This is a genomic window from Actinomadura sp. NTSP31 (genome assembly GCF_041951385.1).
Lineage (GTDB): Bacteria > Actinomycetota > Actinomycetes > Streptosporangiales > Streptosporangiaceae > Spirillospora > Spirillospora napierensis.
The window spans coordinates 23,948-43,964 of sequence record NZ_JBGNUT010000020.1; the positions used below are offsets into that span (position 1 = coordinate 23,948).

Annotated in this window: 16 protein-coding genes; 4 read left to right on the forward strand and 12 right to left on the reverse strand. The window is 71.4% G+C overall.

The window, feature by feature from the left end; genetic code table 11:
* The first annotated feature begins 7 nt into the window (after nt 1–7).
* Nucleotides 8–1,534, forward strand: coding sequence for an MFS transporter (locus ACA514_RS29965; RefSeq protein WP_375044610.1), 1,527 nt, complete (start codon nt 8–10; stop codon nt 1,532–1,534).
* On the opposite strand, the gene ACA514_RS29970 is transcribed toward ACA514_RS29965, so the two are convergent.
* The 7 genes from ACA514_RS29970 to ACA514_RS30000 all read right to left on the reverse strand — a co-directional run bounded on the left by ACA514_RS29970 (nt 1,527) and on the right by ACA514_RS30000 (nt 10,589).
* Complete coding sequence (locus ACA514_RS29970; RefSeq protein ID WP_375044611.1) at nt 1,527–3,413, reverse strand: glycoside hydrolase family 15 protein; 1,887 nt, start codon at nt 3,411–3,413, stop codon at nt 1,527–1,529. The genes ACA514_RS29965 and ACA514_RS29970 overlap by 8 nt on opposite strands.
* An 11-nt stretch (nt 3,414–3,424) precedes the next feature.
* The gene (locus tag ACA514_RS29975; RefSeq protein WP_375044612.1) at nt 3,425–4,432 is read right to left on the reverse strand and encodes a hypothetical protein; all 1,008 of its coding nucleotides are present in this window, start codon (nt 4,430–4,432) and stop codon (nt 3,425–3,427) included.
* 97 nt (nt 4,433–4,529) lie between these two features.
* Nucleotides 4,530–5,945, reverse strand: a complete 1,416-nt coding sequence (locus tag ACA514_RS29980; RefSeq protein ID WP_375044613.1) for a DUF2252 domain-containing protein — start codon at nt 5,943–5,945, stop codon at nt 4,530–4,532.
* 49 nt (nt 5,946–5,994) lie between these two features.
* Complete coding sequence (locus tag ACA514_RS29985; RefSeq protein ID WP_375044614.1) at nt 5,995–7,083, reverse strand: YbhN family protein; 1,089 nt, start codon at nt 7,081–7,083, stop codon at nt 5,995–5,997.
* Nucleotides 7,073–7,675, reverse strand: a complete 603-nt coding sequence (locus ACA514_RS29990) for a potassium channel family protein (protein WP_375044615.1) — start codon at nt 7,673–7,675, stop codon at nt 7,073–7,075. The genes ACA514_RS29985 and ACA514_RS29990 overlap by 11 nt, the downstream gene beginning before the upstream one ends.
* Entirely contained in the window at nt 7,672–7,923 is a 252-nt protein-coding gene (locus tag ACA514_RS29995) for a hypothetical protein (protein ID WP_375044616.1), read from the reverse strand. Before ACA514_RS29995 ends, ACA514_RS29990 begins: the two co-directional genes overlap by 4 nt.
* Nucleotides 7,920–10,589: a hypothetical protein gene (locus ACA514_RS30000; RefSeq protein ID WP_375044617.1), complete on the reverse strand. Its 2,670-nt coding sequence runs from the start codon at nt 10,587–10,589 to the stop codon at nt 7,920–7,922. Before ACA514_RS30000 ends, ACA514_RS29995 begins: the two co-directional genes overlap by 4 nt.
* 151 nt (nt 10,590–10,740) lie before the next feature.
* Between ACA514_RS30000 and ACA514_RS30005 the strand changes: the two genes are divergently transcribed.
* Together ACA514_RS30005 and ACA514_RS30010 are read left to right on the forward strand one after the other, a co-directional pair.
* Nucleotides 10,741–11,751 carry a formylglycine-generating enzyme family protein gene (locus ACA514_RS30005; protein ID WP_375044618.1) on the forward strand — a complete coding sequence of 337 codons (1,011 nt, stop codon included), beginning with the start codon at nt 10,741–10,743 and terminating at the stop codon, nt 11,749–11,751.
* An 84-nt stretch (nt 11,752–11,835) separates the two neighbouring features.
* Nucleotides 11,836–12,384, forward strand: a complete 549-nt coding sequence (locus ACA514_RS30010) for a hypothetical protein (RefSeq protein ID WP_375044619.1) — start codon at nt 11,836–11,838, stop codon at nt 12,382–12,384.
* A gap of 238 nt (nt 12,385–12,622) precedes the next feature.
* Here ACA514_RS30010 and ACA514_RS30015 read toward each other — a convergent pair whose 3' ends face one another.
* The 3 genes from ACA514_RS30015 to ACA514_RS30025 are packed head-to-tail and all read right to left on the reverse strand — an operon-like array spanning nt 12,623 to nt 16,726.
* Nucleotides 12,623–13,021 (reverse strand): SHOCT domain-containing protein, encoded by a 399-nt coding sequence (locus ACA514_RS30015; protein ID WP_375044620.1) that lies wholly within the window; start codon nt 13,019–13,021, stop codon nt 12,623–12,625.
* A 12-nt stretch (nt 13,022–13,033) separates the two neighbouring features.
* A complete protein-coding gene (locus tag ACA514_RS30020; RefSeq protein ID WP_375044621.1) occupies nt 13,034–15,391 on the reverse strand; it encodes an arylsulfatase in 2,358 nt (785 codons plus the stop codon).
* 57 nt (nt 15,392–15,448) lie between these two features.
* The gene (locus tag ACA514_RS30025; protein ID WP_375044622.1) at nt 15,449–16,726 is read right to left on the reverse strand and encodes a cation:proton antiporter; all 1,278 of its coding nucleotides are present in this window, start codon (nt 16,724–16,726) and stop codon (nt 15,449–15,451) included.
* 256 nt (nt 16,727–16,982) lie between these two features.
* Between ACA514_RS30025 and ACA514_RS30030 the strand changes: the two genes are divergently transcribed.
* Complete coding sequence (locus ACA514_RS30030) at nt 16,983–18,692, forward strand: SulP family inorganic anion transporter (RefSeq protein WP_375044715.1); 1,710 nt, start codon at nt 16,983–16,985, stop codon at nt 18,690–18,692.
* An 83-nt stretch (nt 18,693–18,775) separates the two neighbouring features.
* Here the strand turns inward: ACA514_RS30030 and ACA514_RS30035 are convergent, their stop codons facing one another.
* Nucleotides 18,776–19,651, reverse strand: coding sequence for a hypothetical protein (locus tag ACA514_RS30035; protein WP_375044623.1), 876 nt, complete (start codon nt 19,649–19,651; stop codon nt 18,776–18,778).
* Complete coding sequence (locus tag ACA514_RS30040; protein WP_375044624.1) at nt 19,648–19,992, reverse strand: PadR family transcriptional regulator; 345 nt, start codon at nt 19,990–19,992, stop codon at nt 19,648–19,650. Before ACA514_RS30040 ends, ACA514_RS30035 begins: the two co-directional genes overlap by 4 nt.
* Nucleotides 19,993–20,017 lie beyond the last annotated feature (25 nt).

Below are 20,017 nucleotides of genomic sequence, written 5' to 3' on the forward strand. Positions count from 1 at the left end.
GCTCACGATGACGGGTCCTCCACGCGAACGAACGCCCTCCCCGGGGGAACACGACCCGCGGCCGGTACGGGCGATCGTCTTCCCGCTGGCCTTCGCCCAGTTCGTGGCCAGCTACGCCGCCACGAACATGAACGTGGCCATCAGCACGATCGCCGCCGACCTGGACACCACGGTGGTCGGCATCCAGACGACGATCACCCTGTTCACCCTGACGATGGCCGCCCTGATGGTGGCGGGCAGCAAGCTCACCGACATCTGGGGCCGCAAGCGGTGCTTCGTCGCCGGCCTCGCCGTCTACGGCACGGGCGCCCTGCTGGCGGCGCTGGCCCCCGGACTCGGGCTGATGGTCTTCGGCTACTCGGTGCTGGAGGGCATCGGATCGGCGCTGCTGATACCGCCCATCTACATCCTGATCACCGTCGCCTTCCCCGACCTGCGGACGCGGGCGAAGTACTTCGGCGTCGTCAGCGCCGCCGCCGGGCTCGGCGCGGCGGCCGGGCCCCTCATCGGCGGCCTCATCACCAGCGCGATCAGCTGGCGGGCCTCCTTCGTCGCCCAGGTCCTGGCCGTCGCCTGGATCGTGTTCCTCGCGCGCCGGATCACCGACCCGCCGCGCACCGGCCGGCGGCCGCGCTTCGACCTGACCGGGGCGGTGCTGTCGGGGGCCGGGCTGTTCCTGGTGGTCCTCGGCGTGCTGCTGTCGAGCACCTACGGGTGGTTCGAGTCCCGCAAGGCCTTCACCGTCGGCGGCGTCGACGTGGTCCCGAAGGGCGGCGTCTCCCCGGTGTGGATCTTCGTGGTGGCCGGTGCCCTGGTGCTGGCATGGTTCGCCCTCCACATCCGGAGGCGGGAGCGGGTGGGGAAGGACCCCTTGCTGGCGGTCCGGCTGTTCCGCAGCCGGACGTCCGACCTCGGGCTGGTGACGCAGACCCTCCAGTGGCTCACCCTGCAGGGCATCTTCTTCGTGGTCTCCGTCTACCTGCAGCAGGAGCGCGACTACAACGCCGTCCAGACCGGCCTGATGCTCACGCCCGCGACCGCCGGCATCCTGCTGGCCTCGGCGGTCGCCGGGCGGATGGCCGACCGCCACCCGCAACGGCGGCTGATCCGCGCCGGGTTCGGCGCGACGGTCGCCGGCCTCGGCCTGCTGCTCGTGCTGGCGCACGACACCACGCGGGTGCTCCCCTTCGTCCCGGGACTGCTGCTCATGGGCATCGGGTTCGGGGTGATGCTGACGGCCTCGGTCAACGTCGTCCAGTCCAGCTTCGCCGAATCCGACCAGGGCGACATCTCGGGCCTGTCGCGGAGCGTCTCCAACCTCGGATCATCGCTGGGCGTCGCCCTCGCCGGCTCGGTGCTGGTCGCGGCGTCCCACCCGGGCGGCCGCCCCTTCGTCCTCGCCCTCACGATCCTGGGGACCCTCGCGGCCGTCGGATGGGTCGTCGCGCTCTTCCTGCCGCGGAAGCAGGCGCCCGCGGAGCCGGCCCCACCCGCGGAGCCGGCTCCGCCGACGGAGGCGCCCAGCGTCAGCTGAACGCTCCGCCGCTCGAACCATCCGGGCGCCGCCCGCGGCGCCCGGCCGGGCCGTGATCGAGGCGCTCGTCGAGCGCCATGGCGGAGGTGATGAGGGCCAGGTGGCTGAACGCCTGGGGGAAGTTGCCGAGCTGCTCGCCCGTGGGCCCGATCTCCTCCGCGTACAGGCCGAGGGGGCTGCTGTAGGTGAGCATCTTCTCGAACGTGACGCGCGCCTGCTCCAGCCGCCCCGAGCGCGCCAGGGCGTCGACGTACCAGAAGGTGCACATGGAGAACGTGCCTTCGGCACCCCGGAGCCCGTCGGGCGACGCGCCCGGGTCGTACCGGTAGACGAGGCTGTCGGAGACGAGTTCGGTCTCCATGGCGTCCAGCGTCGACTGCCACATCGGATCGCCGGGCGCGGTGAAGCCGACCAGCGGCATGTACAGCAGCGAGGCGTCCAGCACCGTGCCGCCGTAGTGCTGGACGAACGCCGCGCGCCCCGGGTCCCAGCCGCGGTCCATGATCTGCTCGCGGACGGCGTCGCGCATGCCCGTCCAGCGGTCGAGGTCGGCGGGGAGCGCCCGGTCCCGGGCGAGCCGGATCGCCCGGTCGAACGCGACCCACGACATCAGGCGGCCGTACACGAAGTCCTTGGGGCCGCCCCGCGTCTCCCACAGCCCGGCGTCGCGCCGGTCCCAGTTCTCGCACAGCCAGTCGACCATGCCGCGGACGTGCGTCCAGCCGGCGTGGCCGATCCGGAGCCCGTGCCGGTCGGCGAGGTGGATCGAGTCCATGGCCTCGCCGTAGATGTCGAGCTGGAGCTGCGCCGCGGCGCCGTTGCCGACCCGGACCGGGCGCGAGCCGCGGTAGCCCTCCAGATGGGTGAGCGTCTCCTCGTGCAGGTCGCCGGAACCGTCGATCCGGTACATGATCTGCAGGGGCGACCGCCGCTCGCCCGCCTCGCGGACCCGGTCGCCGAGCCAGCGCAGGAACGCCGCCGCCTCCTCCTCGAAACCCAGCCCGAGCAGCGCGTACACCGAGAACGAGCCGTCCCGCACCCATGTGTAGCGGTAGTCCCAGTTGCGCTCGCCGCCGACCATCTCGGGGAGGCCGGCCGTCGGCGCGGCGACCAGCGCGCCCGTCGGGGCGTACGTCATCAGCTTGAGCGTGATGGCGGCGCGCTCGACCATCTCGCGCCAGCGGCCCCGGTAGCGGGACCGGCCGATCCAGCCGCGCCAGAAGTCGCGCGTCTCGTCGAGGAGGCCGAGGACCGCGTCCGGCGGCCACAGCCGCGGCGGGCCGTCCGGGGCCGTCTCCAGGACCACGCCGCCGGACTGGCCCGCCGACGCGGTCACGACGGCCCGCACGCCCCCGTTCCCGTCGGGCCGCAGGCCCCCGTCGGCGGCCGGCGGCGCGCCCGGCGCGCGCACGATCGACAGGTTGGCGTCCCCGCGGGCGCTGCGGAACGCCACGCCGTGCTCGCCGATCTCGTACTTGTGGTCCACCCGCCCGTAGTCGAACGCGGGGCTGCACTCGACGACGAACCGCATCTGGCCGCGGACGACCCGGACGAGCCGGACCAGCAGGTGGCGGTCGGTGGCCTCGGTGCCGCGCACCGGCATGAAGTCGGTGACCTCGCCGACGCCGTCGGGCGTCATGAACCGGGTGATCAGCACGGCGGTGCCGGGCAGGTAGAGCTGCCTCGCGACGTAGTCGCCGGTGTCGGGCGTGATGCGGAGCCGGCCGCCGCGCCCGGGGTCGAGGAGGGCGGCGAACAGGCTGGGGGAGTCGAAGCGCGGACTGCAGAACCAGTCGACCGTGCCGTCGTCCGCCACCAGCGCGGCGGTCTGCAGGTCACCGATCAGGCCGTGCCGCTCGATGGCCGGATGCGTCTTCATGGCGGGTCACCTCATGACGGTCGGAGTGGAGCCGGGTGGACCATCGAGCGTCGCCCGGCGGAGCGGGCACGGGGATCACCCGTTCCGGATGAGAGTCCGGGAGGGCGCTCCGCCCGGTTGTCGCGCTCGTACCGGGCGGTGATCCTCATGACCTCGCCCGCGTCGTGCCCGAGACGCTTCAGGGCGGCCATGACCCGCATCGGCTGGTCGATGTGCTGGAAGAAGGCCCGGTATCCGCCGCACAGGTGGTTCAGGCCGGGCTCGCCGTCCGGCGCGACGGCGAAACGGTCGCCGGGGTGCCCGGCCTCGCAGGCGAACAGGACGGAACAGCAGCGGCAGTGGACGGGCAGCGCCCCGGGCCGGCCCGCGTCCGGAGCCCTCGCCCGCCGTGCCGGTTGGAGCCAGGACGCCAGCGCCGCCTCGAACGTCCGGACGAACTGCGTCCCCACGTCGCGGCGCACCCACTCGTCGAACACCGCGATGAGGAAGTCGCCCCACTGCCGTGGCCGGACCGTCCGTCCGGTGACGGCCCCCGCCGGCCCGGTGCCGGCCGCCTGCTCCACGACGGGGACGAACTGGAGGCACCGCACGCCGACCTCGTCGCGGAGGTACCGGTACAGCTCCAGCGGACGATCGGCGTCGTGCGCCCGGACGGGGCAGATGAGATTGCAGTCGGCACCGTGCCGCCGCAGCAGCCGGGCCGCCGCCGGCACCCGGTCGCGGTCCGGCCCGTCCCAGAGGAGGCCGACGAGGACGTTGTTCGCGCCGAGGAAGGCGCACCGGTCGTCGTCGAGCAGATGGCCGCTCGTCCGCAGCACGTGGTTCGTCTCCACGCCGGGCGGACGGCACCGTTCGGTGAGGTCCAGCGCGCGGCGCAGGCGGTCCGGGTGCGGCCGCGCCGAGGCGCCCTCGAGCCAGGTGATCGTCACCGGTTCCCGCCGCGACTCGAACACCAGGCGCAGCCGGCGTTCCAGCCTGCCGCCCGCCGACCCGGAGCCGCCGCGGGGGAGGGGGAGCACCGGGCCTCCCGCCGGGACCCAGCGCGGCCCGCCGCCCCGGCCCCCGGCGGCCGGGGCGCTCAGCGTCTCCATGGCCCGGCCACTCGCGATGTCCCGGTCACCTGCGGTGGTCGGGATCCGTCTCGGCGGTCACGCGGCCTTCGCGCACCGCGGCGGCGAGGGCCTGGAAGTCGCGTTCGTTCTGGTTCGCGTAGGCGTCGGCGAAGGTCACCAGCGCCCGGTCGAAACCGTCGCCGCGGCCCAGGTACGCGGCGATGGCGATCGAGTCGCCGGAACGGGCGTGGGCGCGGGCCAGCGACGCGCCGCACTGGTGGCCGAAGAGCGCCATGACGGCGGGCGACATGGTCTCGGGCCGGGCGACGCCCTTCCAGTCGCGCAGCTGCCGCACGTAGAAGTCGCGCTCGCGGCCGTCCAGCCCCGTGGCCGTCTCCCAGCCGAGGAGGATGTCGCCGGCCGCCTGCATCAGCCGCTGCCCGCTGACGACGCGCTCCCCCTGGCGGGGGTACGCGCTCGCGCCCGCGTGGGCCGCGAGGACCGACTCGCCCGCCTCCTTGGCCTGCAGCAGCAGCGGGTCGCCGTCGTCCTTGCCCAGCAGCAGGATGATCCAGCAGCGCGTGCCCACGCTGCCGACCCCCACCACCTTGCGCGCCATGTCGGCCACCCGGTAGCGGCTCAGCAGGTGGCGGTGCTCGGAGGAGAGGCTGCGGCCGTAGTCCTCGACGAGGCTCAGCAGCATCGCCTCGACGTCGTGGCCTTCGGCGCCCGGGAGCAGGTCGCGGATGGGCGTGATCAGCGGCGGATCCGGCGCGATCCGGCGCACTCCGCCGGTCACGTGCGTGAGCTTGGCGTACGCCTGCATCCCGGTGCGGGTGCGGGCCTTGGCGGCGGCCCCGGCCGCCCGGCGGCGGGCCTCGCCGCCCGCTCGCCTCGAGCCGAGCGCGGCCAGCCGGTCGGCGTCGTCCAGCGCGTACCAGACGTCGAGCGTCCGCATGGCGGCGAGCTCGTGCATCCGCTCCCGGTACCCGCGCACGCAGCGCCGCACGACGGTGCCGCGCTCCTCGCCGCCGAAGCCGTTCTCGCGCCCCGCGATCTCCAGGCTCGCGGCGAGCCGCTTGACGTCCCACTCCCACGGGCCGGGGAGGGTCTCGTCGAAGTCGTTGACGTCGAACACCAGATGCCGCTCCGGCGAGGCCAGCAGCCGGAAGTTCAGCATGTGGGCGTCACCGCAGAGCTGCGCGGTGATCCCCGTGTCCGGGGCGGCGCCGAGGTCCGCGGCCATGATCGCCGCGGCGCCCCGGTAGAAGCGGAACGGCGACTCCAGCATGCGTCCGTAGCGGATCGGCACGAGCTCGGGCACCCGGGCGGCGGACTGCCGTTCGATGACGTCGACGGGATCCGGCCGCTTCTCGTCCGGCTCGTACCGGCCGTGGCCGGAACGCGGCACGCGGGTGCGCGCGTCCCGGCCGAGGGCGGCGCGCTCGGACGGGGTCGGGGCTGTGCTCTTCGTGGTCATGAGCGGACCTCCTCGCCGTTCACGATCGCCGTCCCGCCCCCGGGCGGCATCACCCGGACGAGGTGATCCCGCCCGGCCGTCCGGTACCGCGCCGCAGCACCCGGCCGAGGATCGGCCAGCAGACGAGGCCGAGAAGGATCGGCCCGAGGTAGGTGAACATCCGGAAGACGAAGACGCCGCCGACGATCGCCTCCTCGGCCTCGCCGTCCGACGCCAGCAGCAGCGCGGAGATGTACAGGGTCTCGGTGACGCCGACGCCGCCAGGCGTGATCTGGACCATGGTCGCGACCCGTACCACGGCGTACACCGCGAAGATCTCGATCGCGGTCAGGGAGATCCGTCCCGTGCCGACCGCGCGGAGCGACACGAGCAGGATGACGTAGAGGGTGAACTCCTTGCCCAGGATCGCGCCGGACAGGCCGCGCCAGTGCCGCCGCGCCGAATCGCCCAGGTCGAGGCGGAACCTGACCACCATGTCGGCATAGTCCTGCGGCCTGGGCCGCCGCACGACGCCGCGGGCCCAGGTGACGAGCCGGCCGAGGCGCATCCCGAAGCCGCGGGCGAACCGCTCGCTGCGCAGGATGAGCACGGCGATGACGATGCCGGACACGGCGGCGCCCAGCGCGATCAGGGTGAGCCAGAGGACGTGGCGGGGCACCTCGTCCTGCAACGCGAGGAGGCCGATCGCCAGGGTCGGCAGTATCAGGGCGACCAGGTTGGTCCACAGGCCGTTGGTGACGGTGGAACGGCCGAAGTCCTCGGCGCTGAGCCCGTACCGCCGGTAGGTGACGTAGCGCATCGCCGTCCCGGACGGGCCGGGGACGGTGTAGGACACCGTGGCCGAGGTCTCCTGAGCGAGGAAGGACCGGGGCGGGCTCAGGCGCTCCAGCAGGACGACCGGCCCCAGCGACTTCATGACCTCGGCCAGCAGCGTCAGCGCCGTCAGGAACAGCACCGCCCGCATGTCCAGCCGCTGGATGGAGTCCCAGATCTCGGAGTAGGGTGCGAAGCCCGGGATCAGCACGCCGAACACCAGGTACAGCAGCACGAGGGTGAGCGCCGCCCGGACGAAGATCTGGACCGGCGACGCCCTCTTCGTCTCCAGGATCTCCGGCGGAGTGACCGGCTCATTCGCCATGGCGCGCCTCCCGCGCTCGTCCGGATCCGGGGCCGTCCGGCCGGGGACCGTTCTCCTGCGTCTCGCGGGCGGGCGTCTCGCGGCCCGGCCGTTGCAGGCCACGCTGGACGGCCGCGAGGAAGACCCTGGCGACGAGCCCGATGATGGCGAGGTCGGCGAGCATCTGCACCATGGTCAGGAGCCTGGCCGGTTGCGAGCGGGGGGCGATGTCGCCGAAGCCGACCGTGGCGAACACGGTGACCGTGAAGTACAGGGCGTCGACCCGGGACAGGGGCTCGGAGAACGCGTCCGGCCCGCCGTTGCCCATCAGCAGGTAGGCCATGGCGAACATGACGAGGAACAAGGGCACCGACGTCGCGAGCGCCTCCAGGGCCCGCAACCGGGGACGGTCGTCCCGCGCGATGGAGCGCGCCTGCCAGGTGACCACGGCGCCGAGCGCCGCCAGGCCGCAGGCGAGCACCACCACGGTGAGGGGACGGAACTCCCCGTGCAGGGGCACCGTGAAGTACACCACCAGGATGGAGGTGATGCTCAGCGCCGGCCGCACGACGAAGCCGCGGCGCAGCCGGCGCGCCACCGCCCGCCGCGTCACGGCGAGTGTTCCGTCCGCCCCTCGCTCGCCTCGCCGGCCGTCAAGGCGAAGAGGTGGTGGAGCAGCCGCCAGTCCCCGGCGCGAACGCCGTGGTCGTGGACTGCCTCCAGGAGCCGCCGGTAGTAGGCGGCCAGCGCGGGGTCGGGCGTCTCGTCCGGGCGGCGGGCAGCCGGGAACACCGGCGCGCGCCCGGCCGCGCTCCGCCGCCACACCAGGGTGTTGACCTCGTAGACGACGGGCTCGGTCATGACGGCGCCTGGCCCTGCGCGGGCCCGGTCTCCAGGTCCGCGGCGGTGAAACCGTCCTGGAGGAGCATCAGGACGGCGACGACCGCCGTCCAGCCGGTCTGGTGCGACGCGCCGATTCCGGCGCCGTTGTCGCCGTGGAAGTACTCGTGGAAGCTGATCAGGTCGCGCCAGTACGGATCCTCCTGGAAGAGGCGCTGGCCGCCGTAGACGGGACGCCGGCCGTCCTCCCCCCTCAGGAAGATGCCCGTCAGCCGCGAGGTGATCTCCCGGCCGACCTCGTACAGGGTCGCCTGCCGTCCCGATCCGGTGGGGCACTCGACGGTGAACCCGTCGCCGTAGAACGCGTGCAGGTTCAGCAGCCCCCGGACGATCAGGGCGTTGGCGGGGAACCAGACGGGGCCGCGCCAGTTGGAGTTGCCTCCGAACATGCCGGTGTCGGACTCGGCCGGCAGGTAGGCCACCTGGTAGCGGTCCCGCCCCACCCAGAACTCGTACGGCCGGTCGGCGTGGTGGCGCGACAGCGACCGGACGCCGTACGGGCCGAGGAACTCGTTCTCGTCCAGCATGTGCGCCAGGACCCGCCTGAGCTTCCGCTCGTCCACCAGCGACAGCAGCCGGCGCCCGCCGGCGCCCTCGCGTCCGGCCGCCGACATCCCCTCGGTCAGCCCGGGATGGCGGCGCGCGAACTCGCGGACCCGGGCGAGCAGGCGCGCGTCCTCGGCGCGCGGGCGGGGCTGGAAGACGGTCGAGGCGCACAGCGGCAGCAGCCCCACCAGCGACCGCACCTTCAGCCGCGTGGCGCTCCCGTCGGGGAAGCGCAGCACGTCGTAGAAGAAGCCGTCCTCCTCGTCCCACATCTCGCCCTTGACGTCGCCGATGCGGTCGACGGAAGCGGACATGCGCAGGAAGTGCTCGGCGAACCTGACCGCCAGATCCTCGTAGGCGGGGTCCCGGTCGGACAGGACGGCGGCGATCTGCAGCATCGTCTGCGCGTAGAACGCCATCCAGGCGGTTCCGTCGGCCTGGTCGAGCGTCCCGCCGGTCGGCAGGGGCGCACTGCGGTCGAACACGCCGATGTTGTCCAGCCCGAGGAAGCCGCCCTGGAACACGTTGCGGCCGTCGGGATCCTTGCGGTTGACCCACCAGGTGAAGTTCAGCAGCAGCTTGTGGAACACCCGCTCGAGGAAGTCCAGGTCGGAACGCCCGGTCATGCGCAGTTCCAGCGTGTGGATGAAACGCGCCGCCCACGCGTGCACCGGCGGGTTCACATCACCGAAGTTCCACTCGTAGGCGGGGATCTGCCCGTTGGCGTGCAGGTAGCGGTCCCCGAGCAGTACTTCCACCTGGTGCTTGGCGTACTCCAGGTCGACGGCGGCGAGCGCGACCGCGTGGAAGGCCAGGTCCCAGGCGGCGAACCAGGGATACTCCCACTTGTCCGGCATCACGAATATGTCGTCGGCCGTCATGTCGAACCAGCCGTGGTCGCGCCGGTCCGAGGGCGTCCACGCGTCGAGGCCGTGCTCGGCGAGCCACGTCTCGACGTCGAAGCGGTAGTACTGCTTGCTCCACAGCAGGCCCGCCAGCGCCTGGCGGAGCACGAGCGCCTCGTCCTCGCCCGTCCCGGCGGGGATCAGCGCGGCGTAGAAGGCGTCCGCCTCCGCGCGCCGGTCGCGCAGCACCTCGTCGAAGCCGCGCCCGAACGGGTTCGCGGCCGCCGCGGCGCAAAGCCGTAGACGGACCGTCCTCTCACCCCCGGCGGGAACCGTCAGTGTGTAGTGAGCGGCCGCCTTCGTCCCGGTGCGCGCGGGGTCGACCGCGTCCCCGTCGCCGTGGACGACGTATCTGCCGATGCCGTCCTTGACGTAGGGCGAGGCGTTCGGCGTGCCGAACATCCGCTCGTTGTTCGTCTCGTTCTCGGTGAAGAGCAGCGGCGGCTCCCCGTCGCAGTACAGGCGGTAGACACCGAGGTCCGGATGTTCGGCGGCGACCGTGGCCGGACCGTCCGCCAGCAGCACGGGCTTGGACGTACCGTTGCGCCAGGACCAGGTGTTGCGGAACCACAGCGTCGGCAGCACATGGCACACCGCCTCGTCCGGGCCGCGATTGGCCAGCGTCACCTGGACGACCAGATCCTCGGGCCCGGCCTTGGCGTACTCGACGAACACGTCGAAGTACCGGCTCTCGTCGAAGACGCCGGTGTCGAGCAGCTCGTACTCGAAGGCACTCTTGTCCCGGGCGCCGTTGGTGGCCACCAAGTCGTTATAGGGAAACTCGCCCTGCGGGTACTTGTACAGGAACCGCATGTACGAGTGCGTCGGCGTGTTGTCGAGATAGAAGTAGTACTCCTTCACATCCTCGCCGTGGTTGCCCTCCCCGTTGGTGAGACCGAACGGCCGCTCCTTGAGGATCGGGTCCCGGCCGTTCCACAGGGCGACGGACAGGCACAGCCGCTGCTTGGCATCGCAGATGCCGCCCAGGCCGTCCTCACCCCAGCGATAGGCCCGCGAACGGGCATGGTCGTGGGTGAAGTACGACCACGCCTCCCCGTCGACGCTGTAGTCCTCGCGGACCGTCCCCCACTGCCGCTCGCTCAGGTACGGGCCCCACAGCCGCCACGGCGCGTCCGGCGCCGCGGACCGCCCGAGCCGCTCTCGTTCGACGTCCATGGCCCGGCACCCTTCACCGGATGAGGCGTCCCCGGATCACCCGGACCGGGTGACAGATTCGCGGCGGGACGGCGGCATCTCATCCCTGCCGGGTGATACGTCGACCGCAGCGGGGAGAGATGCTGACTTCCTTTCGTGGGAAGGGAACCACATGGTTCTGCGCGCGACCACCGGCGACGTCACCGCAGCGGGCCCGCGACCGTACAAGAACATGGTCCGCGTGCCGGGCGGGACGTTCCTGATGGGCGACGAACGCTTCTATCCGGAGGAACGGCCGGTTCACCAGGTCTTCGTGGACGGGTTCTGGATGGACGAGCATTTGGTGACCAACGCCGAGTTCCGCCGCTTCGTCCAGGCGACCGGCTACGTGACCGTGGCCGAGCGTCCACTTGATCCCGCCGCTTATCCCGGCGCGGACCCCGCTGTGCTGGTGCCGGGCTCACTGGTCTTCCAGCCGACCAAAGGCCCGGTCGATCTGGGCGATTACCGGAACTGGTGGTCGTACGCGCCCGGTGCCTGCTGGTTCCGTCCGGGAGGTGCGCGCAGCAACCTGGGCGGCCGCGAATATCATCCCGTCGTCCACGTCACCCCTGAGGACGCCGAGGCGTACGCGGCCTGGGCCGGAAAAGAGCTTCCCACCGAGGCCGAATGGGAATTCGCCGCCCGAGGCGGGCTGGAAGGCGCGGCGTTCGTCTGGGGCGACGAGTTCGCACCCAGGGGCCGGAAAATGGCGAATACCTGGCAGGGGGAGTTCCCCTGGCAGAACCTCGCCCCAGGTGGCAGCGCCGGAACCTCCCCCGTACGGTCCTTCCGGCCGAACGGCTACGGCCTCTACGACATGGCGGGCAACGTCTGGGAGTGGACCTGTGACTTCCACACGCCGCGTCACCCCGGCGAGGCGGCGAAGTCCTGCTGCGTCCCGCGCAATCCACGAGTCGACGTATCGAGGACCGCCGTCACCTCGGACGACGGAGCGGGAAACCTGCCACGCAAGGTCATCAAGGGGGGCTCGCATCTCTGCGCCCCGAACTACTGCCTGCGCTACCGCCCCGCCGCCCGGCAGGGCGAGGCCGTCGACACCTCGACCTGCCACATCGGCTTCCGCTGCATCGTCCGCGACCGTGCGCCCGCCCGTGAGCGCGACACCACCCTCAGCAGGTGATGCGCGGCGGACGCCCGCCGGAGCACGCTGCCCCTGAGGACAAGAGACGCTCAAGGTGGTCGTGACCACCGAGAAGGGATCGTCATGGCGATCGGACCTGTCCAGCTCATCGTCCTGGGCTTCGCCCATCCCCGGTTCCGCGGCGAGATCATCGCCGAACTGGAGCGGCTCCGGCAGAGCGACACGGTGCGGGTGATCGACTCGCTGGCCGTCTACAAGGACAAGAACGGGGATCTGGAGGTGGAGCACCTCAGCAACCTGTCCCGGGACGAGGCCGTCGAGCTGGGCAGCAAGATCGGCGCACTGATCGGCCTCGGCATCGAGGGGGAGGAGGGCATGGAGGCCGGGGCGGCCGTGGGTGCCGAGGCGGGGGCCGAGGGCCTCGGGATGTTCGACCACGAGGCGGCGTGGGACGTTCTCGCCGACCTCCCCGACGACTCCGCCGCCGCGCTCATCCTGCTGGAGCACCACTGGGCCGTGCCGCTGCGCGACGCGGTCATGCGCGCCGGCGGCTTCCGGGTCGACGACGGGTTCATCAGCCCCCTCGACCTCGTCGCGATCGGGCTGCACACCGCCGAGGAGGCAAGGGAACTGCACGCCCTGGAAATGACGGCCGGAACTCGTGGAAAGTGATCGGAGAAGGGAAACCGAAGATGTTCGCCAGCCGTAGAGTCGCCTGCCGCACCAGCCGCCGCACCGCTCGCCGCGTTGCCCGTCGTCGGGCCTAGCGCCCGATAGGCGGTACCGCTATTGGCGCCGCGAAAGGGCAGCGACCCCGGCAGCCGAATATGGGCTGCCGGGGTTTCCATGCGCCAGGCCCCGTGCCGGACCGCCGTGCCGGGGGGGGGGCCGCGCCCCCGCCCCGGCACGCTCAGATGGCCAGGACCTTGGCCTTGGCCCGCTCGTACTCGTCGGCGGTGAGCTCGCCTTGGCCCTTGAGGTCGGCGAGCCGTCCGAGCTCATCGGCATGTCCGGTGTTCCCGGCGGGCCCGCCTTCCGCGGCCCCGTTGTAGCGGTAGGCCTGTTCACGCCGCCTGATGCCGGCGCTTTCCCGGCGGCCCATTCCCTCGCCTCGCGCGACCAGGTACGCGAAGACGCCGAGGAACGGGACGACGACCACGAGGATCGTCCAGCCGGCCTTGGCCCAGCCGCTGGAAGAGTCGTCGCGGAAGACGTCGGCGATGACCCGGAAGAGCAGCATGAGCCAGAGGACCCAGATGAAGAACCACATCATGGTCCAGAACACGTTCAGCAGCGGATAGTCATCCATGGTCGGTCTCCTCTACTCGCGGGACAGCATGGCCGCGGCCTCGCGCTCCAGGTCGACGTACGGCTCGCCGCTGACGTCGATCACCACCCGGTTCAGCGTTCCGCCGGTGAACGTCCAGGGCGCCGCGCCGGGGTAGTCGTCGGTGACGGGCTCGCCACTGTCTCGGCCGGCGTTGAGCCCCTCGCCGCCGATCCCGAACTTGCCGGGCTGCGTCCGGATCCGCCCCTCGCCGACCTTGCGGTCGCCGTAGAAGAGGCTGAGGACGCCGTGGGCGGTGCCGGCCGGGTCCTCGCCGTCCTTGTCGAACGAGGCGGCCAGGATGAGACGCTCGCCGGACGGCAGGTTCTCGGTCGCGTCGACGCGCTGCTCCTCGCTGCCGAGGAAGTTGTAGACGTAGTGCAGCCGGTCGTCCCTGACATAGAGCGCGTGGCCGCCGAAACGACCTCCGTGCGAGAACAGCACCCCCTTTGCCCCCGGCGCCGGGATGTCGACGAGCGCGCCGATCGAGTACGAGCGGTTCCGGACGCTCACCGCCACCGATTCCGGGACCTCGGCGCCGCCGGGCCGGTAGATGTAGCGGTTGCGCGGCGGCGCCAGCTGGGGCCGCGGAGTGGTGAGGATCTCCACCGGACCGCGGTCGTCGAGCGGGTAGGCCTGGTTGGCGCCGGCCTCGTGGAACCACAGGCCGACGAGTTCGGCGAGCTTGGTCGGCTGCTCGCCGGCGAGGTCGTGGAGCTCGGACCGGTCGTCCTGGGTGTGGTAGAGCTCCCAGGCGTCCTCGTTGAAGTGGCTCCAGCCGCTGATGGCGGGGTGGGTGGTGACCGCCTTCCAGCCGTCGTGCCAGATCCCCCGGGTGCCGAGCATGGAGAAGAACTGGGTGCTCTTGGCGCTGGGGACGTGCGGCGCGTCGAAGGTGTAGCGCATGCTCACACCCTGGATCGGGTGCTGCGTGTGGCCGTGGACCGCGTCGGGGAGCTCGACGCCGAGGCAGTCCAGCAGCGTCGGGACCACGTCGATGGCGTGGTGGTACTGGTCCCGGACCTCGCCGCGGGCCTCGATGCCGGCCGGCCAGGAGATGATGCAGGGGTCGGAGGTGCCGCCGTTGAAGGAGTACCGCTTCCACATCTTGAACGGGGCGTTGAAGGCCATCGCCCAGCCGTTCGGGTAGTGGTTGTAGGTCTTGGTGCCGCCCAGATCGTCCAGGAGCGTCATGTTCTCGGCCAGGTCGTCGGCGACGCCGTTGAAGACCTTGTTCTCGTTCACGGACCCGTTGGGGCCGCCTTCGCCGCTGGCCCCGTTGTCGGAGACCACCACGATGATGGTGTCGTCGAGCTGCCCGATCTCCTCCAGGTAGCCGAGCAGCCGGCCGATCTGGTCGTCGCAGTGGGTGAGGAACCCCGCGTAGACCTCGGCCATGCGCGCGAAGAGCCGCTGCTCCTCGACGGACAGGCTGCTCCAGGGACGGGTGTAGTCCATCTCCGGGAACGGCAGGCCGTCCGGGCCCTTGCGGGTCTCCGGCGTGCCGATCGGGTTGAGGGGCGGCAGTTCGGTGTTCTCGGGGACCAGGCCCAGCTTCTTCTGCTTGGCGAGGGTCTGCTCGCGCATCACCTCGTAGCCCGCGTCGAAGTGCCCTCTGTAGCGTTCGGCCCACTCGCGCGGGACCTGGTGCGGGGCGTGGGCGCAGCCTGGCGCGTAGTACAGGAAGACCGGGTGGTCCGGGGCGATGGCCTTCACGTCGTCCATGAACTGGATGGCCCTGTCGGTGATGTCGACGCCGAAGTGGTAGCCCTCCTCGGGAGTCGAGGGCGGATCCACCGGATGGTTGTCGTGCACCAGGTCGGGATACCACTGGCTGGTCTCGGCGCCCAGGAACCCGTAGAACCGCTCGAATCCGCGGCCGACCGGCCAGTTCTGCTTGGTCGAAGCCAGGTTCATCTCGTCCTCGGCGCACAGGTGCCACTTGCCGACCATGGCGGTGCGGAAGCCCTTCTCGACCAGGATCTCCGCCAGGTTGGCGCACTCCGGCGGGATGTGCCCGTTGGCGCCGGGGAAGCCGACGGCGGCCTCGCTGATGCACGCCATGCCGTTGACGGTGTGGTTGCGTCCGGTCAGCAGGCAGGACCGGGTGGGGGAGCACAGCGCGGTGGTGTGCCACTGTCCGTACCGGAGGCCCTGTGACGCGATCCGGTCGATGTTCGGCGTCTCGATCGGCCCGCCGTAACAGCTCAGTGCGCCGAACCCGACGTCGTCGAGGACGATGTACACGATGTTGGGCGAACCGGGAGGCGCCTTGGGCTGCTCGTACGGTCCCCAGTCCGGAACCGAATCACGGATGTCCAGGTTGACGATGCCGCGGAACGGCCTGGTCATGGCAGTCCTCCTTGTGGGGGAAGAACCCCAGGGTCGGTCCGCCGGGGACGCAGGGCATCACCCGCCACGGGCGAGGAACGCCTGCTGGCGGGTCAGGGCGCGCGGAGGCAGGTCGGGCACGGGCACATGCTCCTGTGCCGTCGGCTGCGCGCGCATGTGGGCGGCGTAGACCCCGGCCAAGGGTCCGGCCGTGACGCCGTGGGCGAACACGCTGAGCAGCACCGTGACCGTGATGACCTGCAGCGCCGGACCGGCGGCCGCGCCGAGTTCCTCCAACGCCAGCAGGGCGAAGATCACGGAGGCCAGCCCCCGCGGGCCGAACCAGCCCGTGAAGGCGACCGTCGCGCGGCCCAGTCCCGAGCCCACGCACACCAAGGCGACCGGGACCATCCGCAACGCGGTCAGACTGAGCAGGGCGTAAATCGCCACCTGCCACGTCAGCCCCTCGATGGCGGGCACCACGGCCACGGCACCGAACAGCATCCAGACGAGCAGCGAGGCCAGCCCGCCGGACTCCTCCACGAACGGTACGAGCCGCTCGTTCTCTCTCCCGGACAGATTGCCGAATGCGGTTCCCCCGACGAAGGCGGCGATGAAGCCGTTCCCGTGCACCGCGACGGCGGTCGCATAGGTGCACAGCGCCAAGCCCAGCACCGCGGGTCCGGCGAAACCCTCGGCCGCCCAGCCACGTCCCCGCGCGCGACGGAGCAGCTCACCACCCAGTCCGCCCACCCCGCCTCCGACCAGGGCACCCAGCGCCAGCTCGGTCAGCGCGTCGAGGAGACCACCGTGCCCGGCCTTCTCGGCGGTCGAGAGGCCCGCGATGGCGAGCATGACGAACGGCGTGGCGATTCCGTCGTTCAGACCGCTCTCGACATTGATCAGGCGCCGGATCCGCGCCGGCACGGCGGGGTTGGACATCAGGGCGGCACCGAGAGCCGCGTCCGTCGGGGCCAGCGCGGCGCCGATGAGAAGCGCCTGCCACACACCGCCCCCAGGGAACAGCGCGTACGCCACTCCCGTTCCGAGGGCGATGGTCAGTGGCAGTCCGGCACCGAGCAGCCGGGCATAGAGCCCGAGGTCGGCGCGGAAATCGGCGATCCTCACCCGCGTCGCGTCCGAGAACAGGACCAGGACGAGCGTCACCTCGGCCATCACCTTGATCGTCTCCGGCCCGGGCCGGAGATCCTCCATCGGCCCGGGCGCGTGCGCGAGCAGGACCCCGGCCGCGATGAACAGGATGGCGGCCGTCAGGTCGAGACGCTGCAGCCTGGCCGAGAAGACGCCCCAGGCGAAGACCGTCCCCGCGATGACGGCGAAGTCGGTGGCGCCCATGGTCCGCACCCCTTCCCCCGTGGCCGTCTCCGGCCCGCGGCTCCGCCGGCCGGTAGATCGATCACGTGATCCTTGGTGATGTTGCCGGTGGAGTCCCCCTGGTCCCTCACCCCGGGTGGGTGATGGTTCCTGCTCCTCGATCCGCGACGGTGGTGGCCACCCCCCGGCGACTCACCCAGCGTCACGGTCGGACTGGTTCGGTTGCGTTGGGCCACATCCCTTGGCGGTTTCCGAGATGGCTACACGCGACACGATGATGGGCCGCGCGCTCGGCTCGGCCGGCAGGCGGCTTCGCTCAGTGCGACCCGAATGGCGCAATGTGCGCGCGGACGCGTCGGCAGGGGTGCCGGGCGCGGTCAGCGGCGTGCCCGAAGGGATGGCCACGTCGGTCCTGGTAGGGGTGAGCCCGGCACACGGCCTCTTCGCGAACTTCGCGGGGCCGCTCTTCGGCGGCATGTCCACCAGCACCCGGCTGATGGTCATCAACACCACCAGTGCCGCCGCGCTGGCGGCGGGCTCGACCTTGCAAGACACCGATCCGGCTGAGAGGCCGGCGGCGCTGCTCCTGCTCACGGTGCTCGTGGGGGCCGTGACCATCACCGCGGGCGTGCTGCGACTCGGGCGGTACATCCGGTTCGTTTCGCATTCGGTGATGATCGGCTTCCTGACCGGGATCGCGGTGAACATCATCTGCGGCCAGCTCCCCGACCTCACCGGTTCGTCCGCTCGAGGATCCACGTCCCTGGCGAAGGCCTTCGCGGTGGTGACCGACCCGGCGGGCATCGATCTCGCCTCCCTGCTCACCGGACTGACCGCCCTGGCCATCCTGGCCGGGCTCAAAAGGACGCGTTGGGCGATCGCCGGCACCATGCTGGCGCTGGCGGTCCCGACGGCGGTGGTCATGCTGGCCGGAGCCGGCGGCGTCGCCCAGGTCGAGGACGTCGGCGCCATCCCCGGCGGCCTCCCCTCGCCGCACCTTCCGGAACTCGCCCCCCTCTCGTTGAACCTGGTGGGCGGGGCGCTGGCGATCGCGGTGATCGTGCTCGTCCAGGGGGCCGGCGTCGCCGAGTCCGTCTCCAGCAAGGACGGAACGCCCTCCGACACCAACCGGGACTTCATCGCCCAGGGCGTGGGCAACGTGGCGGCCGGCCTCTTTCGCGGCCAGCCCGTCGGCGGCTCGGTGGGGCAGACCGCGCTGTGCGTCGCGAACGGCGCCCGTAGCAGGTGGGGGCCCATGTGGTGCGGGATCTGGATGCTGCTGATCCTCGTAGCGTTGTCCGGAGTGGTGGGAAAGGTCGCCATGCCGACGCTCGCGGCGGTGCTCGTCTTCGCCGCCTTCGGCGCTCTGCGGCCCGCCGAGGTGATCACGATCTTGCGCACCGGCCCCACGTCCCAGATCGCGGTCACCGCCACGTTCACCGCCACCCTGTTCTTGCCGGTAGCGGTGGCCGTCGGCGTTGGAGTGGCGCTCTCGCTGCTCATGCAACTCAACCAGGAGGCCATCGACCTGAAGGTGGTGGAGCTGGTGCCCGACGGGGACCGGGCATGGCGCGAACGTCCCGCGCCGAAGTCGCTGACCGGCCACAAGGTGACCATGCTGAACGTGTACGGCAGCCTCTTCTATGCCGGAGTCCGCACCCTGCGGGCACGCCTCCCCGAACCGGCGGGAACCGACTCCCCGGTCGTCATCCTGCGGTTGAGGGGCCGTACCTCGCTCGGGGCCACCTTCTTCCTCGTCATCGCCGACTATGCCGAGAGCCTGGCCAGAATCGGCGGACGGCTCTACCTCAGCGGCCTCGACCACGACATGGCCCAGCGTCTGCATCGGACAGGACGCGTCGACCTGTCGGGTCCGGTGAAGATATTCGAGGCCACCCCCATGCTCGGGGAGTCAAGCCGAGCCGCCTACGCGGACGCCGAAGCATGGGGAGTACAGCACCGCCGCCCCGACCCGTCCAACGCCTGACGGAGGGTTCAGGACGGTTTGGGGCGGCGTTGGCGGCTCGTGCTAACTCCGGGATGTCGATGAGTTCCGTCTCGATGGTTCGGCTATCGCGGATGGCGACGTTCGAGGAGGGGCTGGGGTCGCCATGCTGTTGCGGCCATGGCCAGCAGGAGCCCGGTGAGGGACGACCAGTAGCCGATGTCCTGTGCGTTCGACGGCGGGTTGATCAGTGGGGAGGTCACGCCGGGCAGGACGTAGATCGCCGCCGCCAGTGCCCAGCGCGGGCTGCGCGCGGTCGCGGTGGCCAGCACCCCGGCGAGCAGGAGGACGGCCTCGGTGCCGGCCCTGACCAGTTGCCAGGTCTCGCCGTACTCCTGGTTCCCGGGCATGTAGGTGAGCGTCAAGGAGGCTGCGGGGATCACAAGCCACCACAACGGCCGCGCACGCAGACGCCGCGACCTGGCCGGTCGACCGGTCGCGAGTGCCACGGCCCCGATCGCCAGCACACCGTAGGGGGCCAGGGAGACCCAGTTGTGGTAGGCCGGTCCGAGGATCTGCGACGGCGAGGATGTCGCCTGGGTTCCCAGCAGCATGGCCCGGCCGGTCGAGAGCGCCACCGCCAGGGCGAAGGGCAGGGCCACCAGCGCCCGGCCGCGCAGCAACGCCACTACCAGCACGGCCGAAACGGCCAGCCACCAGAGAGACGAATGGTCGGCGATGCCGTAGGCCAGATTCGCCGAGGCCAGCGTCAGTAAGCCGAGGTGCAGCCCGTCCGCCCACCAGGGCACGTTGGTGGCTGCACGGGTCCGGGCGGCGAAGCCCGCGGTGAGCAGCCCGGCCGTCTCCCGGAGAGAGGGGCCGCGGCGTGAGGTGTCGTTCAGCAATGTGCCGACGATCTCAGCCTCGTACTCGACGCGGCAAGCGGGCGGGAACGCCCGCAGGAACAGCCGATACCAGGCTTCGGTGAATGCTCCGCTCATGCTCCGGCGTCCCCCGTCAGCAGGGAGGCGCGGCCCGTGACGACCCGGGCGGCCTGCTCCAACCGCAGAGCCTCGCGGGTGACCGCCAGGCGCCCGTCTTCGGTCAGCCGGTAGTAACGACGCGGACGGCCCTGGACGGTCTCCTCGCGGTCGACGACGATCAGCCCGTCGCCCGCCAGGCGGTCCAGAGCTCCGTAGAGGGTGCCGACGGCCAGCCGGACCCGCCCGCCCGACTGCTCCTGCGCCCTCTTGATGATCCCGTAGCCGTGCACGGGCCCGTCCAGCAGCGCGGCCAGCACGAAGTACGTGGGCTCGCTCATCACCGTGCTTCGTTTCACCATACGGGCGACGATATATCGGCTGCCG